This is a genomic window from Acinetobacter sp. BEC1-S18-ESBL-01 (assembly GCF_014169935.1).
GTDB lineage: Bacteria > Pseudomonadota > Gammaproteobacteria > Pseudomonadales > Moraxellaceae > Acinetobacter > Acinetobacter pittii.
Map to the genome: position 1 here is coordinate 803,446 of NZ_AP022302.1, position 15,121 is coordinate 818,566.

18 protein-coding genes are annotated in these 15,121 nt (G+C 37.7%); 8 read left to right on the plus strand and 10 right to left on the minus strand.

What is annotated here, in order from left to right; genetic code table 11:
- The first annotated feature begins 20 nt into the window (after positions 1-20).
- Together H7R46_RS03915 and H7R46_RS03920 are read left to right on the plus strand one after the other, a co-directional pair.
- Entirely contained in the window at positions 21-830 is an 810-nt protein-coding gene (locus H7R46_RS03915) for a DUF6502 family protein (RefSeq protein ID WP_025469752.1), read from the plus strand.
- Between the two features lie 16 nt (positions 831-846).
- Complete coding sequence (locus tag H7R46_RS03920; RefSeq protein ID WP_080630982.1) at positions 847-1,479, plus strand: hypothetical protein; 633 nt, start codon at positions 847-849, stop codon at positions 1,477-1,479.
- Positions 1,480-1,550: 71 nt separating this feature from the next.
- On the opposite strand, the gene H7R46_RS03925 is transcribed toward H7R46_RS03920, so the two are convergent.
- Positions 1,551-1,931: a winged helix-turn-helix transcriptional regulator gene (locus H7R46_RS03925; RefSeq protein ID WP_002116344.1), complete on the minus strand. Its 381-nt coding sequence runs from the start codon at positions 1,929-1,931 to the stop codon at positions 1,551-1,553.
- A gap of 117 nt (positions 1,932-2,048) precedes the next feature.
- Here H7R46_RS03925 and H7R46_RS03930 point away from each other — a divergent pair, with 117 nt between their 5' ends.
- Positions 2,049-2,609, plus strand: coding sequence for a flavodoxin family protein (locus H7R46_RS03930; RefSeq protein WP_005064539.1), 561 nt, complete (start codon positions 2,049-2,051; stop codon positions 2,607-2,609).
- A gap of 47 nt (positions 2,610-2,656) precedes the next feature.
- On the opposite strand, the gene H7R46_RS03935 is transcribed toward H7R46_RS03930, so the two are convergent.
- The 6 genes from H7R46_RS03935 to rpoD form a co-directional block, all read right to left on the minus strand.
- Positions 2,657-4,060: an APC family permease gene (locus H7R46_RS03935; protein ID WP_005064540.1), complete on the minus strand. Its 1,404-nt coding sequence runs from the start codon at positions 4,058-4,060 to the stop codon at positions 2,657-2,659.
- Between the two features lie 250 nt (positions 4,061-4,310).
- Positions 4,311-5,495, minus strand: a complete 1,185-nt coding sequence (locus H7R46_RS03940; RefSeq protein WP_005064543.1) for an iron-containing alcohol dehydrogenase — start codon at positions 5,493-5,495, stop codon at positions 4,311-4,313.
- A 1-nt stretch (position 5,496) separates the two neighbouring features.
- On the minus strand, positions 5,497-6,030 hold the full coding sequence (locus tag H7R46_RS03945; protein WP_005064546.1) for a hypothetical protein: 534 nt from the start codon (positions 6,028-6,030) through the stop codon (positions 5,497-5,499).
- A gap of 81 nt (positions 6,031-6,111) precedes the next feature.
- Positions 6,112-6,765 (minus strand): lipoyl(octanoyl) transferase LipB, encoded by a 654-nt coding sequence (lipB, locus tag H7R46_RS03950; RefSeq protein WP_005064548.1) that lies wholly within the window; start codon positions 6,763-6,765, stop codon positions 6,112-6,114.
- A 203-nt stretch (positions 6,766-6,968) separates the two neighbouring features.
- Complete coding sequence (locus H7R46_RS03955) at positions 6,969-7,256, minus strand: YbeD family protein (protein ID WP_002116017.1); 288 nt, start codon at positions 7,254-7,256, stop codon at positions 6,969-6,971.
- Between the two features lie 97 nt (positions 7,257-7,353).
- The gene (rpoD, locus tag H7R46_RS03960) at positions 7,354-9,240 is read right to left on the minus strand and encodes an RNA polymerase sigma factor RpoD (protein ID WP_002116414.1); all 1,887 of its coding nucleotides are present in this window, start codon (positions 9,238-9,240) and stop codon (positions 7,354-7,356) included.
- Between the two features lie 358 nt (positions 9,241-9,598).
- Here rpoD and H7R46_RS03965 point away from each other — a divergent pair, with 358 nt between their 5' ends.
- Together H7R46_RS03965 and H7R46_RS03970 are read left to right on the plus strand one after the other, a co-directional pair.
- On the plus strand, positions 9,599-9,805 hold the full coding sequence (locus tag H7R46_RS03965) for a PA3496 family putative envelope integrity protein (protein WP_002116495.1): 207 nt from the start codon (positions 9,599-9,601) through the stop codon (positions 9,803-9,805).
- Positions 9,806-9,879: 74 nt separating this feature from the next.
- On the plus strand, positions 9,880-10,404 hold the full coding sequence (locus H7R46_RS03970) for a YecA family protein (RefSeq protein WP_005064552.1): 525 nt from the start codon (positions 9,880-9,882) through the stop codon (positions 10,402-10,404).
- Between the two features lie 123 nt (positions 10,405-10,527).
- On the opposite strand, the gene H7R46_RS03975 is transcribed toward H7R46_RS03970, so the two are convergent.
- Complete coding sequence (locus H7R46_RS03975; RefSeq protein WP_005064553.1) at positions 10,528-11,460, minus strand: rhodanese-related sulfurtransferase; 933 nt, start codon at positions 11,458-11,460, stop codon at positions 10,528-10,530.
- Positions 11,461-11,571: 111 nt separating this feature from the next.
- Between H7R46_RS03975 and H7R46_RS03980 the strand changes: the two genes are divergently transcribed.
- Complete coding sequence (locus H7R46_RS03980; protein ID WP_005064555.1) at positions 11,572-12,057, plus strand: DUF1289 domain-containing protein; 486 nt, start codon at positions 11,572-11,574, stop codon at positions 12,055-12,057.
- A gap of 73 nt (positions 12,058-12,130) precedes the next feature.
- Here H7R46_RS03980 and gltA read toward each other — a convergent pair whose 3' ends face one another.
- Together gltA and H7R46_RS03990 are read right to left on the minus strand one after the other, a co-directional pair.
- Entirely contained in the window at positions 12,131-13,405 is a 1,275-nt protein-coding gene (gltA, locus tag H7R46_RS03985; RefSeq protein ID WP_002116327.1) for a citrate synthase, read from the minus strand.
- A gap of 343 nt (positions 13,406-13,748) precedes the next feature.
- The gene (locus H7R46_RS03990; protein WP_014207478.1) at positions 13,749-13,874 is read right to left on the minus strand and encodes a hypothetical protein; all 126 of its coding nucleotides are present in this window, start codon (positions 13,872-13,874) and stop codon (positions 13,749-13,751) included.
- Positions 13,875-14,348: 474 nt separating this feature from the next.
- Here H7R46_RS03990 and sdhC point away from each other — a divergent pair, with 474 nt between their 5' ends.
- On the plus strand, positions 14,349-14,750 hold the full coding sequence (gene sdhC, locus H7R46_RS03995) for a succinate dehydrogenase, cytochrome b556 subunit (RefSeq protein ID WP_005804648.1): 402 nt from the start codon (positions 14,349-14,351) through the stop codon (positions 14,748-14,750).
- On the plus strand, positions 14,750-15,115 hold the full coding sequence (sdhD, locus tag H7R46_RS04000) for a succinate dehydrogenase, hydrophobic membrane anchor protein (RefSeq protein ID WP_000833672.1): 366 nt from the start codon (positions 14,750-14,752) through the stop codon (positions 15,113-15,115). The genes sdhC and sdhD overlap by 1 nt, the downstream gene beginning before the upstream one ends.
- Positions 15,116-15,121 lie beyond the last annotated feature (6 nt).

Here is a 15,121-nt window from a genome sequence, read left to right on the forward strand (position 1 = left end):
TGAAGGAAAATTGTTACTCTATGACCACACTCCAAACGAACAATGCAGAACTTAATCAGAAGCAGGTATTAATGTTAATGGAATACCTGACGCAATGGTTAATTCGTTCAGGAGTGGGATATAACGACTTTGTAACTGCTTTAAAACCTGTTTTCTATCAACAGGCTTTAAGTGAGCTAGAGCGTATAGAGCAAAAGCCAACTGATTCAGCAGTCAGTTTACTTTCAGGGTTACATCGCAAAGACGTGAATGCATTTAAAAAGGCAATGCAGGCTGGTCAGCCTTTAACAGAGGCAAAAGTAGCAGAGCCAGTAAGTGTTCCTGCTCGGGTGATTGGTTTGTGGCTTGCAGAGGGATTGGCAGAAAAAATTCCATTTGTAAGTAATGATCAGGTTAGTTTTGAAAATTTAGTAAAGAAAGTCTCAACTGAAAAGCATCCAAGATCTATTTTGAATGAACTCGAACGCCTAAATATTGTGAAAGAAAAAGATGGCCTTGTGATGTTGCAGCAGCGTAGTTTTATGCCTGATGTAGAGCAATTTGAGGTTCGAAAATTATTAACGAGTAATTTAGAAGCACATTTAGCTGCTGGAGTTCATAATTTATTTCAGCCAGAAAAAGAACCCTATTTAGAACAAGCAATTTTTGCTGATGAACTAACAGATGAATCGATTACTTTACTCAAAGAAGCAAGTTTGCGCTTATGGGAAGATTTATCACTACAAGTACTTAAATTAGCTATTGAACGTTGTGCACTAGATGAAGGAAAAGAGGGTGCAACTAAAACTTTCCGTTTCGGAGCTTATCAATATGACGAAAACAACTTATAAAAAATTAATAATATCCATAAGCTTCATTTTGACAAGTGGTCTTTTAACCGCTTGTGGAGAGGATTTATTCGCAGGTGGTGCAAGTTTAGGCGGATCAGGATATCCAACTAAACCTGGTAAACCGGGTGATTTTGAAACACCAGCCGATGGTGAGAAAGGCGACTCAAAAGATAATGAAATTTGGTTGCCTGCACCTGTTGAAGATGACTGTAATGGCTTACATCGCAAACTACAGTTTCTCAATAATGTAACGCGTGAACCCATAGAAAAAGAAACTGTTTTTAAATATGCACAGCAGTTAACTCTAAATGGCACAATTGCTTTGAAGATTACTCAAACTAATAAGGGATTAGAGAAAATACAAGAAAAACAACCTGCGTGTTATGTACCTTTAGAGCTCTATTTACTTGGAAACACGAAGCGCTCCTATCCAGAAAATGAGTGTAAAGAGATTCAAACTTACGAATATCTACCAGATGAAACCAAAACTTTTATTGTCAATTATCCAGCATTTGACGTCATGAATGGTACTTGGAAATATGGTCTAGAAAGCACTTATTTGAAGAATGATCAAGAGTTAAAGCAATGTGAACCTTTAACTATCCAATTTAAAATAAGTGCACCACCTGAGCAGATTAAAATTAATTAAGTTGAGCAGCCCTTCAGCTAAGAAAAAAGCCTAATCAATTAAGCTCAATAAAATTTTAAGGGAAGCATGAGTTAAGCTTGCTCTAGCACTTTTTCATCATAAGTCATTTGGGCTGCTAAAACCTGTTCAATATTGGTTTCGGCCCATTCCTTTAATTGGAACGCCATTGAAGCGACATTTTGTCCCAGTGAAGTTAGTGAGTAATCAACACGAATAGGAGACGTATTCTGAATTTTACGCTCAATAAAACCATCTCTTTCCAGCATTTTTAACTTCTGTGATAAGACTTTAGGCGAAATACCTTGAATATTCTTTTTGAGCAAGTTGAAGTGCTGAGTTTCCTCTTCAAGCACATTTAAAATTAATAAAACCCACTTATCTGCAATTTTTTCAAAAAATAAACGAGCAGGGCAATGTTGTTGAAAAACATTATATTTTAGACATTCATTCATACTATTTACCTACTAATTTCTTAAAAAATTACCATAGTTACCAGTTAGTAACTAATTGACACCTAGTTTCTAAAATATATCATAAAGTGGAATTTAATAAAACAAAGGTTTGCTCCCATGTCTAACTCTAATATCGCGGTTGTATATTTCTCTGGTTATGGCCATACCAAAGTAGTGGCTGAAACGTTTGCAAACGAAATTAATGCTCAGCTCATCCAAATTGATCAAGAAGGTAATATTACTGAGCAAGATTGGCAGACATTAAATGATGCGAAGGGGATTGTTTTTGGTGCTCCGACTTATATGGGTACAGCACCATGGCAGTTTAAAAAGTTTGCTGATGCAACTTCAAAAGTTTGGTTTACACGTGGTTGGCAAGATAAAGTATTTGCAGGCTTCACAAACAGCGCGAGCTTAAATGGGGATAAGCAGGTTACGCTTATTCAATTACAGACTTTAGCATCGCAACATGGTGGAATTTGGGTGAGTCTTGGTTTATTACCAGCGAATACAAAAGATGCAACACGTGAAGATGTAAATAACTTAGGTGGTTCAGTTGGACTTTTAGTTCAATCACCTTCTGATGCAAGTGTAGAGGAAGTCCCTGCTGGAGACCTTGAAACAGCGAAACTCTATGCTCAACGTGTACAAAATATTGTGAACAAAATTTTTGGTTAATTTGACAATAAAAAAGGCGCTTTAAGCGCCTTTTTTATGAGGGATGGTTATTCATGTTCATTATGTTGAGGCGCTTGATATTTAAAACCTTTAGTTTTATAACCTAGGTATAAAATACCGAACATTGCCCACCATAATCCATATTTCAAGGCTGTCTCTTCAATCTCAAGCCATAGAGCGAAAATACTGAAGAAGCCAAGAAGTGGAATAATTACAAAGTTAAAAATATCTTTGAAATTCTTTGTACGGCCATCACGTAAAGCATAGCGTGAAATCACTGATAAATTAACAAATGTGAACGCAGTTAACGCACCAAAGCTAATCATTGAAATGACAATATCTAAGCTCATGAAACCTGCTGCTAGTGCTACAACACCAACAATAAGAATATTGTATGAAGGCGTATAGTTCTTTGGACTAACATGACCAAAGATTTTTTTATTGATTACACCATCACGTCCCATTGCATACATTAAGCGCGATACACCTGCATGAGCTGAAATACCAGATGCCATGACAGTAATAATTGCAAAAGCAAGAACGTATGACTGAAATAATGAACCACCTACAAGTAATAAAATGTCTGGCTGTGTTGCTGCAACATCTTCAAAGTAGTTTTTAGGATCATGTGGGAAGTAAATTTGCATGAAGTAAGTACTGATGACAAAGATTACACCAGCGATAAGTGCTGTTAAGAAAATCGCTTTAGGTAATGTTTTTTCAGTGTCTTTTGTTTCTTCTGCTAAAGAACTTAAAGAGTCGAATCCAGTAAACGAGAAGCAAAGTAATGTTGCACCAGTGACTAATGCCCCTACGGATGTCAACTCATTCCAGAAAGGCTCTAAGCTCCATAACTGATAACGGGTTGCTTCTGTAATTGGACCTTCTGCATTATAGCCCATTTGTAATTTGCTATAGACTAGATAAGTAAATATGCCGATCACGAGTAACTGTACAAATACAATCAGGCTATTAAAATTAGCAACAAAGCGTGCGCCACGTAAGTTAATACCAGTCATGAAAGCGGTTAATACAATTACCCATACCCAATGATTGACTGTAGGAAATAATGCATCAAGATAAATACCAGCCAAAATAATATTGACCATTGGTGAAAGCAAATAATCTAACCAAGATGACCAACCCACCATAAAACCAACATTAGGGTGAATTGATTTTTGTGCATAGGTATAAGCTGAACCTGAAGATGGATAGCGCTTAATCATATGTCCATAACTAATCGATGTTAGCAAAATGGCAATTAATGCAAAAATGTACGAAGTTGGAACATGGTAATGACTTTCTTCGGAAACTAGACCGAATGTGTCAAATAATGTCATTGGCTGAATATAGGCTAAACCAATAATAATAATATGCCAAAGACCTAGCGTTTTTCGTAGCTTAACTACAGACGGAGTCCCAGAGATAGTTGTCAACGGCGTTATCCTCATAATCGTTGATCAAGGATCAGCTTGGTGTTAAGGATCGTTTGAGACGAACGATCCCCCCTACAGAAAAAGATAAAGTGCGCCAATCTATCCTAAATTGATGCAAATTGTCAGTACTTTCATCGATTTTTTAGCAAATTTTTTGCCATATTTACAAATAAAATGATGAATATAGATTCACATCTATAAAAAAGGTCCTGATTTTATATAAAAATCAGGACCTTATGGGGGATTTTTGATTTAACTTATCTTATTACCATGCCTTTTGTAAAATATCGCGGATATCTTTTAGGCTTGCTTCTTTAGGGTTGTAAATAATTGAGCCGTCATTTAGTGCTTTTTCTGCAACTTCATCGAGCTGTGATTCCGTTACTTTGCCAGTTTCACGTAAAGTACGTGGTAACTTGGTTAAAGTAAATAAACGATCACGCATTGCTAAAATTGTTGCAATCGCTCTGTCTGCACGTTGAGTTGCTGGAGTTTGTGCATAGATATCAGCACCAGCTAATGGCAATAGTAATTCACCAATTTTCTGGCCATTTACCTGCTTATTATATTCAAGCACATATGGTAAGAATAAATTCATACATAAACCGTGGGGCAGGTGAGCAACAGCACCTAAAGCATGACCTAAAGAATGTACAAGGCCTACCATTGAGTTAGAGAATGCAATACCTGCCATTGTAGAGGCTTGTGCTAGTTCTAAACGACCTTGTGAGTCATTTGGGTTTTCTAGGACATTAAATAGGTTTTCACTAATCTTTTTAATTCCAGCACTTGCATAAGCATCGCTAAGTGGATTGGCAGCCATACATGTATAGGCTTCAACACAATGTGTTAAGGCATCCATACCTGTCATTGCAGTTAAATGAGGTGGCAATGTAAGTGTCATGCGTGGATCTAAAATCGCTGCATGTGGCATTAAGTAATAAGAAGCAAATGCCAATTTAACATTCTTTTGTGTATCTGAAACCACGGCAACCATAGTCACTTCAGATCCCGTACCTGATGTAGTCGGAATTACGAAAAATGGTTTTAATGGTTTTGGTAGGTTGTGTGCACCAGAATATTGAAGTAAGTCATCTCCACCTTCAGATACTAAAATGTTAGTTGCTTTAGAAGTATCGATAACTGAACCACCACCTACAGCAATAATCGCATCGCATTTATTCTTGCGATAAGCTTCTGCGGCAAGACGAACGACTTCTAAACTTGAGTCTGGTGGAACATCATCAAACACATGACCAATGACAGCATCAGTCGTACTGAACGCAGCTTCAATCGGGTTGAGTAGGCCATTTGCGCGCACACCTTTATCTGTAATGATGAGCGGACGTTTTGCGCCTAAAGTTGCAAGTTCAAACGGAATATGTTCTAACGCAGCATTACCAGCAATGACTTTTACAGGACAAAAGAATTCGTAATATGGTTTAGCCATGTTATGCGCTCCGCTTGAAATAGGACTTAGCTACTTTTAAGTAAATATTTGCAGCTTCGTTGAATTTTTCTTTTAGGGTGAGTTCGGTTGGGTATTCTTTGACTGCAAGAGACGCAACCAATTTAGGTAAAATGAGAGATTCCATTTTATTTAGACAGCGTACTAAGCGAATGGCAGCAGATACATCACCATCAGCAATCATTCGGTCATTAGCAAATGCTTGGGCAGTACTTTCTTGAAAAGAAAATACTAAAAAGGCATGAGTTAGATGTTTGAATGTAATAGTTAAGTCTGGCTTTCTTTCAGCTCTTTTGAGTAGCTCTAACTGTTTGTCTTCTGTGACTCGAGCAAAAAATGCTGGTCCATTTGGGAAAACATTCATTGAAAGTACAAAGTGAACAGGAAATTTAGATACTTCCTCTTGTATTTCAGTGTCCACTTGACTTGCCATGACTAAGCCACGACCAACAACATCCATCATGAGCTTAACGTAGGCAAGTTGCAGAGTAGGCTTTACAGCTTTTGTCGAAATCACTCGCGTATCCCTTGTTAAAATTATGCAAAAGCAAATTTAGAGTAATTACTCTAATCCATTTTTATTTCATCGCAAAGCGATTTATTCGGTTTTGACTTCTGGGTCATTAAAGTAACCAGTATTCTTAATATACTCAATAAAGTCTTGGCAAAGTTGAGTGAATGATGGATAAGGAGTCACCAAATCTTGTATACGCACCATTTCTAAGCCTGCGTAACCGCAAGGATTAATAGTTTGGAACCCATCTAAAGCACAGTCCAAGTTTAATGCTAATCCATGGTAGCTACGACCACGACGAATTTTAAAACCTAAGGAACCGATCTTACGGCCATCTACATATACTCCTGGTGCATCAGGCTTAGCATACGCTTCAATTCCGTATTTTTTTAAAACATCTATCATGAATTGTTCAGCAAAACTGACCAATGTTCGTACGTTCCATTTTAGACGATTAAGATCAAACATGAAGTAAGCAACAAGTTGGCCGGGTCCATGCCAAGTCACTTGTCCACCACGGTCAGTTTGCACTACAGGAATATCTGATGAAATTAGGATGTGTTCAGGTTTACCAGCTTGACCTTGAGTTAAAACATTATGATGTTGAAGTAACCATAACTCATCAGGCGTATCTTGATCTCGCTCATTTGTTAAGAGTTTCATGGTTTCAAATTTGCTTTGATAATCTTGTAAATCGTTCCATTGCCGAATGATTAAGTTAGGTTTATCAAGGCTCATCACAATCTCTTCCTATAATTAGTTTATGCGGCGCCCAGTTAATATCTACTAGATAAAAGCCGAAAACCTTGTAATTTTAAAGGATTTTATAAAAGGAATTCTAAATATTTGTAAGGTTTTTCGTGGTAGGGAGTTTTTAAAATTTCCAAAAAAAATACCACAGTAAGAATGCCTGACTGTGGTATTTATTGAAGAACTTAAAATTAAAGCGCAGTTCTAATCTGCGGACAAGCAGCCAAGTCAGCATAAAGTGCATGAACTTGTTCCAATTCTTCAAAGCGCAATTGTGCTGTTAAAGAATGATACTTGCCAGTGCGAGATTCTTGAACTTTTAATGTTGAGTGGTCGAAGTCTGGAAAATGTTTTACCAAAATATCGACTACAGCAACACGTAATTCTTCACCCGCATCGCCAATAAGTTTAATTGGATAATCCATCGGAAATACCCAAAGATGTTCTTGTAGTTCGCGAGATGGAGTGCGGTCTAACATAAGTTACCTCATGATTTGAAACGCCTGCATTATCGCAGGCGTTTATAGCTCTTTCTATTAAATGGGGCTTGGTTTTGAAATTTCAAGCTTTCAAAACTTAGTCATTTTCCAAGAAAGAACGTAAATGTTCAGAACGAGAAGGGTGGCGTAATTTACGTAATGCTTTCGCTTCAATCTGACGGATACGCTCACGTGTTACGTCAAATTGTTTACCAACTTCTTCAAGTGTGTGATCGGTTGGCATATCAATACCAAAACGCATCTTCAATACTTTTGCTTCACGTTCAGTTAAGTTTTCCAATACTTCACGAGTTGCTTCTTTTAAGCCTTCTGAAGTCGCAGCATCAATTGGAGAAGTGATGTTTTGATCTTCAATGAAATCCCCAAGATGTGAATCTTCATCATCACCAATAGGTGTTTCCATCGAAATCGGTTCTTTAGCAATTTTAAGTACTTTACGAACCTTAACTTCATCCATTTCTAAACGTTCACCTAATTCTTCAGGTGTTGGTTCACGGCCCATTTCTTGTAACAATTGACGAGATACACGGTTGATCTTGTTAATTGTTTCAATCATGTGTACTGGAATACGAATTGTACGAGCCTGATCGGCAATCGAACGAGTAATCGCCTGACGAATCCACCAAGTTGCATAAGTCGAGAATTTATAACCACGACGGTACTCAAACTTGTCTACAGCTTTCATCAAACCAATGTTCCCTTCTTGAATCAAGTCAAGGAACTGTAAACCACGGTTGGTATATTTCTTCGCAATTGAAATTACCAAACGGAGGTTGGCTTCTACCATTTCTTTCTTAGCGCGACGTGCTTTCGCTTCGCCAATTGCCATACGTTTAGAGATATCTTTAATTTCAGCAACGCTTAAACTAAGCTCTTTCTCAATATCTGCAATCTTTTGTTGGAATGCTAAAACATCTGGACGAACTTTTTCTAAATGTGCCTTGATTTCAGCAGGTGCTTTAGCAATTTGTTCATCTAACCAAGCTGGATTAGATTCCTGTTTAGGGAAAGATGTACGGAATTGAGTACGATCCATACGGCCACGACGTACTGCATAACGCATGATTTCACGTTCATTGGCACGAATTTGCTCATGTGTACCACGAATCATTTCAGAGATGATGTCAAATAAACGTGGTGTAAATTTAAACATCATGAACACAGTAGCTAAAGCTTCTAAAGCTTCTTCAGCCTCTGGACTGTTACGACCATGTTTTTCAACAACAGCTTTTGTTTTAGCCCAAGCAGCTTCTAGTTCAGTAAAACGAACTTTTGCAACTTCAGGGTCTGGACCTGAATCGCCTTCAGAGTCATCATCACCTTCAGACTCTTCTTCTTCATCGTCATCATCAAGCTTAACTTCTTTCGTTGATTTTGAAGATGATTCGTCTTCTTCTTCAAGTTCTTCAACTTCTTCTAAAACTTCTGGAATATCTTCATCAGTTTCAGGATCGAGGTAGCCTGATAAAATATCTGCAAGACGGCGTTCGCCAGTTAAAAAATCATTATATTCTTTTAATACAACTTCAACAGCATTTGGCCAGTAAGCAATTGAATTAAGGACATCACGGATACCTTCTTCAATACGTTTGGCAATGCTGATTTCACCTTCACGGGTTAACAGTTCAACTGTACCCATTTCACGCATGTACATACGTACAGGATCTGTCGTACGCCCAGGCTCATTTTCAACCGATGCAAGTACGGCAGCAGCTTCTTCTTCAGCAACCTCATCAGTTGCGTCAGCCGACTCACCGAACATGGTATCGTCAGATTCAGGTGCACGCTCGTGTACAGGAATACCAACGTCTTGAAGCATTTGAATAATGTCTTCAATCTGTTCGCTTTCAGTAATCGAGTCCGGCAGATGATCGTTAACCTCAGCGTAAGTTAAGTAACCTTGTTCTTTGCCTCGGCTAATCAGAGCCGCTACTTGAGAAGTAGGGGAATGCATATCGCTCATCTTTGCTTACTCTTTGTTGAATCTGTGGCAGTGAAAAACCGTGCATGATAGCACAATTTGCTTGAAATGTTTTGGCTTTGATCAGTAACCGTTAAATAAAAAATATCTTTGAATTCACGTCTGTTTTTTGAATATTGGGATAAAATCATTTTTTTCAAGCTTAAATCATCGAAAAAATCATAGAATTTTTTTTTGATCAAAAAAATAGTTCAGCTTTATAAATACACAATTTTTTGGGCGAAAAAAAGTACAAATATGCAGTTTAATGAAAAAAATATAAATAAAACTTGACACGATTTAATAACCAAGATAAATAGCGGCTAGACCCATTCACATTTTTTCATTAGAGGTAGTTTTAGTGTCTTCTACAGATTTTGAATTAGATGATAACTACGGTGATGATGATGATGTCGGTTTTGATGAGTCATCAGGCAAAATCACTGCGAAAGAATCATTAGAAAAACGTAGATTAATTGATGATCTATTGGCTCAACGCCGTTTAGAGCGTGAGTTAAAAGATTTTGATTACGATTTAGACGATGATGATCTTGATGATGAAGACTAATCAAATCTGAATAGGGCATCGTCAGCTTAGATGCTATGCTATCGTAGATTTCTTTTTTATAGTCAGGTAACACAATGAGTGCGTTAGATTTAGACCAATTAAGTGAATATCTAGATGGAGACCACAATGAGTATGGTCTGGATTTCGCTGCAACTCATGGTTTTCTGTGTGCAATTGCAGTAGGCCCTCAGTTTGATCGTTGGTTAGATGAATTATTTGATAATAACCATAAAAAAGTTCCTGCCGAAATTATTCAGCAGATCAAAGCGTGGTTAGAATCAATTCGACAAGACTTAGCAAATGAAAATGGAATTGAATTTCCGTTTGAAATTGAAGAAGCTGATGTTGAGTCTAGCTTAGGCGACTGGAGTGTTGGATTTGTTGATGCGATGTTCTTAAATGAAGATGCATGGTTTGCAGCTGAATATGAGGAACAATTAATTGATTTAACTTTACCAATGATGGTATTTAGTGGAATTGATGAAGAAGATCCACAGATGGAATCTTTCCGTCGTAATGGACAGTTAATGGATGAACTGGCAGAAGAAATCCCAGATAATTTGAATGAATTATACTTGATGTATCATACGCCAAATTAACTTATTAGAAGAAATAATAAATAACGTCCTTTCTAGGGCGTTTTTTATTGTAAAAAAATTAGTGGTATAAATAAAAAAGGGCAGTTAGAAATCTAAATGCCCTTTAAAAACTATATTATAGTTTTATAGGCGTTTACGCTTTGCAGCAGCAATTTGTGACTGGCGCATACGGAAACCAGCTTTTTGCTTTTCAGTGGTTTTGTCGATGCAATAAACGCAAGAAACACCGTGTTCGTAACTTGGTAGAGCAGACTCTTCAGGAGTTAAAGGCCAACCGCAAGCATGACATTTAATATTCACGCCTTCCTCTACACCATGAGTTACAGCAGTACGTCCGTCAAATACGAAACATTCACCTTCCCATAAGCTTTCATCAGCAGGGGTTTCTTCTAGGTACTTAAGGATACCGCCTTTAAGATGGTAAACCTCTTTAAATCCTTCTTGAAGAAGTAAAGAAGTTGATTTTTCACAGCGAATACCACCAGTACAGAACATCGCAATTTTTTTGTCTTTATGTTGCTCTAATTCTTTCTTGACGTATTCTGGAAACTCACGGAATGTTTCAGTTTTAGGGTCAATTGCGCCCTTAAATGTACCCGCTTTATATTCGTAATCATTACGTGTGTCGATTAAAATTACATCATCACGTGCGATTAAATCATTCCACTCTTTAGGATCAAGATAGTGACCGACTAAGTCACGAGGTTTAACCTCAACACCTAAAGTCACAATTTCTTCTTTAAGTTTAATTTTCATTTTGCGGAAAGGTTTGTCAGAACTATGGGATTCTTTGTATTCCATAGCGCCAAAGCCTTCATTGAGCAAAAACTGATGTAGTGTATCAATTGCTACGCGATCACCAGCAACAGTACCATTAATTCCTTCACCTGCTACAATCAGAGTTCCACAGAGGTTAATTGTTTTCACTAAGTCTAATAAACGTTGTTGAAGATCGGCAGGATCTTGAACTTCTTTAAATTGATATAGTGCTGCAACAACCCAACCTGCGGTCGCTTGCTGTTCTACAGGTGCAAGCTGTTCTACAGTAGCGTTCATGGAAAACTCCAAATGTATTAAGATAGAAATTTAAGGCGCATATTTTAGCGCGAAAATTAGTAATAAGCGAGAAAACCATAAAAAGTATATGGTTTATTTAAGGAGTTTGTTTTGAGTAATGATCATCGAACGCTCTCTCTCACCCCATGTGCAGGGCGTTGTTCAACAGTTTTTGGTGATCAGGTTTGTCGTGGTTGTCGCCGTTTTAACCACGAGGTGATTCAATGGAACACTTATACGGCAGAGCAGCGTTTAGCTGTATGGAAGCGTTTAGATGATCAATTGAATCAAATCTTAGTGCCGATGCTGCCTCATGCAGACTTACAGCATGTTGAGGGCTTTATTTTAAGTAAGCGTGTTCGGTTAATGGAAGGGGCGAGCCAGGGTCGTAAGCTTTACCATGCCTTAAAAATATGTGAAAAGAATAAACATCTAGCACACGAGAGTGGTTTGGGTATTTCGGAGTCTCAAGTCAAAACAATATGGGTTGAGTTTGAAAGACGTGTTTTAGCGTTGGCTAAAGCGAGCTATGAGTTGGCTTGGCTGCGAGCAGATGGAATTAGCCATCATTTGTTAACTATGTATGAAGAAGAATAAGTCTAGAGTAGAAAAGACGGAAATAAAAAAGCTGCCAGAAGGCAGCTTTTTTTTATTAATTTTCTTTCGAATATTAACGTTTGATGTCGCGTTGAGTTTCACCAGTATAAAGCTGACGAGGACGACCGATTTTGTAAGGGCCGCTGTGCATTTCTAACCAGTGGCTGATCCAACCAACTGTACGAGCAAGAGCGAAGATTACAGTAAACATTTCTGTTGGGATACCAATCGCTTTAAGGATGATACCTGAGTAGAAGTCTACGTTAGGGTAAAGTTTACGCTCAACGAAGTACGGGTCGTTCAATGCGATACGCTCAAGTTCCATAGCAAGTGCTAATTGAGGATCGTTGATGCCTAAAGCTTCAAGAACTTCGTCACAAGTTTGCTTCATTACTTTAGCGCGTGGGTCGAAGTTTTTGTAAACGCGGTGACCGAAGCCCATAAGCTTAACTTCTTTGCGTTTAACTTTTTCCATGAACTCTGCAACGTTTTCAACGCTACCGATTTCATCAAGCATCTTAAGAACTGCTTCGTTTGCACCACCGTGAGCAGGTCCCCAAAGTGCAGAGATACCAGCTGAGATACATGCATACGGGTTTGCACCAGTAGAACCAGCAAGACGTACTGTAGATGTAGAAGCATTTTGCTCATGGTCAGCATGAAGCGTGAAAATACGATCCATTGCGCGAGCAAGAACAGGATTAACTTTGTAATCACGGTCAGCAGGAGTAGCAAACATCATGTGCAAGAAGTTTTCCGCATAACTTAAATCGTTACGTGGATAGATGAATGGTTGACCTACTGTGTATTTGTAACTCCAAGCAGCAAGCGTTGGAATTTTTGCAATTAAGCGAATTGCAGTGATTTCACGGTGGTTGATGTCTTCAATATCTAGGTTGTTGTGATAGAACGCAGATAATGCACCTACAACACCAACCATGATTGCCATTGGGTGAGCATCACGGCGGAAACCATTGAAGAAACGGCTAACTTGATCGTGAACCATAGTGTGAGCACGTACTTTCGTATCAAACTCAACTTTTTGTTCAGCAGTTGGGAGCTCGCCATTTAATAATAAATAACAAGTTTCAAGGTAGTCTGCTTGAGTTGCTAACTGATCAATTGGGTAGCCGCGGTGTAATAAAATACCTTTGTCACCATCAATGAAAGTAATTTTAGATTCGCATGCGGCTGTCGCCATAAAACCAGGATCGAAAGTAAAATGACCTTCTTTCAGTATGCTGCTGACATCAATTACATCTGGACCTAAAGTGCCACTGTAGATTGGTAATCCAATTTCTTTGCCATCAAGATGTAATACGGCTTTTTTGCCATTTGCTTCAGACATTCAATAGATCTCCTGTCCTGGTGAATGTTGATCTGACTCGAAATCCTAATGTTCTCATGTGCGAATCAGACGGTGTCAAAATTTGCTATAAGATTAGTGAGTACTGAAATTTTGTCAATTATACTTATGGATAAAAAATGACGTTCCCACAGAGAGTTAGTCATCAAGACCCGAGCAAAAAAGTCAGTAAAATCACTGCATCGGGATGGTATAATAAGTCAATTCAACAAGAACGTGCAGAAAAAAAATGAAGGATGAGTACAATTGTAAGCAAATTTATAAATTGCAATTTAGAATAATAAGGCGGTAGAAAATGCCAATCTGCTTAAAAAAATCATAAAACTCATGGTGTAATTTCAAATTTATACTCAAAAAAAATTGTATTTTTATTTAGTTGTAACAAAGAATATTGTTCTTTTTTTAAGTTTAATTGTATAAAAAATAGCTCATCAGACGACTTTAAAATCATAAGAACTGTTTTTTAATGAAATTCACTTTCGAAAAATTAGTATAGATCGCTTAATATCTATCTGAAATATAAGTCTGTTCACTTATTTGAAATGTGGCTCACATTGAAAATAGGAGGGTATTGCGATCATTTTTCTATTGATATGAGGAATTTATAACTTTATCTTTAGTCTAAAATCGGCTTATTTAAAAGAAATTTCAGAAAAAATGAAATTAAATAAAAAGTTATTTTAAACAAGGACATGATGTATGTAGGTGTGGTTTTTTTATTGACCTAATAATGTAATATTGTTTTGAATGATTCTTATTTAATGGTTTTTTGCTGAAATGGCAAAGTGGATTGTTTGTATTTTGATACTTCGCGTTTTATAATTCAGTGTCGTTTATAGGTTAGGCATGAGCTGTGCTTGCCTAACAATGCCAGCTTTCCTTGGAATTAATTCAACAAACTCCGGTCGGAGTTTCTACCTACAGGATGCCCGCTGTGAAAAGCAACAGACCTGTCAATTTGTCCATGGGTCAGGTGTTAGCGGTAAATTTACGCTCACCCGTGGCTATTGCATCAATTTTACACCGTTTATCAGGTGTCATCGTTTTCTTATTAGTACCAGTTCTCTTATGGATTCTAGATAAATCATTATCTTCACCAGAAGGATTTGACTACGTTAAAAATGTCGTTTTTGGAAATATCCTTGTACGTTTTGTTGTTTGGGTATTTGCAGCCGGCTTGATATTCCACTTTATTGCTGGAATTAAGCACTTACTTGCAGATTTAGGTTTTGCTGAAGAACTGCAAAGTGGTCGTATTGCAGCGACAATTTCATTGATCTTATCTGTGGTAGCCATTATCGCAGCCTTTGTATGGATTATGTTCTAATGAAAAGTGCTACAGGTTTAACTGGTTCAGGTTCTCGTGATTGGTTTATCCAGCGTGTAAGTGCGGTTGTATTAGCAGCTTATACTGTTGTTCTTTTTGGTTGGATTCTCTGCAAAGGTGGATTTGACTATCAACAGTGGGCTGGCTTCATGATGACATTACCAATGAAGATTTTTTCTTTATTGGCAATTTTATCGCTTATCGCACACGCATGGATTGGTATGTGGCAGGTTTTCACTGACTATGTCACTACTCGTCAAATGGGTCCTTCAGCGAAAGGTTTACGCCTTGTACTGACGACGGCTGTCATTATTGCAGTGTTTGTGTACGCAATCTGGGGTATCCAGATTTTCTGGGCGAATTGATAGGAA

What these genes read in the sequence shown, in the direction of transcription:
- H7R46_RS03955 (WP_002116017.1), bottom strand. Translation starts at nt 7,256, where the DNA reads ATGTTAGACCGCACTCCATCTCGCGAACTACAAGAACATCTTTGGGTA.
- H7R46_RS03935 (WP_005064540.1), bottom strand. Translation starts at nt 4,060, where the DNA reads ATGAGGATAACGCCGTTGACAACTATCTCTGGGACTCCGTCTGTAGTT.
- sdhD (WP_000833672.1), top strand. Translation starts at nt 14,750, where the DNA reads ATGAAAAGTGCTACAGGTTTAACTGGTTCAGGTTCTCGTGATTGGTTT.
- H7R46_RS03970 (WP_005064552.1), top strand. Translation starts at nt 9,880, where the DNA reads ATGAGTGCGTTAGATTTAGACCAATTAAGTGAATATCTAGATGGAGAC.
- H7R46_RS03975 (WP_005064553.1), bottom strand. Translation starts at nt 11,460, where the DNA reads ATGAACGCTACTGTAGAACAGCTTGCACCTGTAGAACAGCAAGCGACC.
- sdhC (WP_005804648.1), top strand. Translation starts at nt 14,349, where the DNA reads ATGCCCGCTGTGAAAAGCAACAGACCTGTCAATTTGTCCATGGGTCAG.
- H7R46_RS03930 (WP_005064539.1), top strand. Translation starts at nt 2,049, where the DNA reads ATGTCTAACTCTAATATCGCGGTTGTATATTTCTCTGGTTATGGCCAT.
- H7R46_RS03940 (WP_005064543.1), bottom strand. Translation starts at nt 5,495, where the DNA reads ATGGCTAAACCATATTACGAATTCTTTTGTCCTGTAAAAGTCATTGCT.
- lipB (WP_005064548.1), bottom strand. Translation starts at nt 6,765, where the DNA reads ATGAGCCTTGATAAACCTAACTTAATCATTCGGCAATGGAACGATTTA.
- gltA (WP_002116327.1), bottom strand. Translation starts at nt 13,405, where the DNA reads ATGTCTGAAGCAAATGGCAAAAAAGCCGTATTACATCTTGATGGCAAA.
- H7R46_RS03925 (WP_002116344.1), bottom strand. Translation starts at nt 1,931, where the DNA reads ATGAATGAATGTCTAAAATATAATGTTTTTCAACAACATTGCCCTGCT.
- H7R46_RS03990 (WP_014207478.1), bottom strand. Translation starts at nt 13,874, where the DNA reads ATGATTTTAAAGTCGTCTGATGAGCTATTTTTTATACAATTAAACTTA.
- rpoD (WP_002116414.1), bottom strand. Translation starts at nt 9,240, where the DNA reads ATGAGCGATATGCATTCCCCTACTTCTCAAGTAGCGGCTCTGATTAGC.
- H7R46_RS03915 (WP_025469752.1), top strand. Translation starts at nt 21, where the DNA reads ATGACCACACTCCAAACGAACAATGCAGAACTTAATCAGAAGCAGGTA.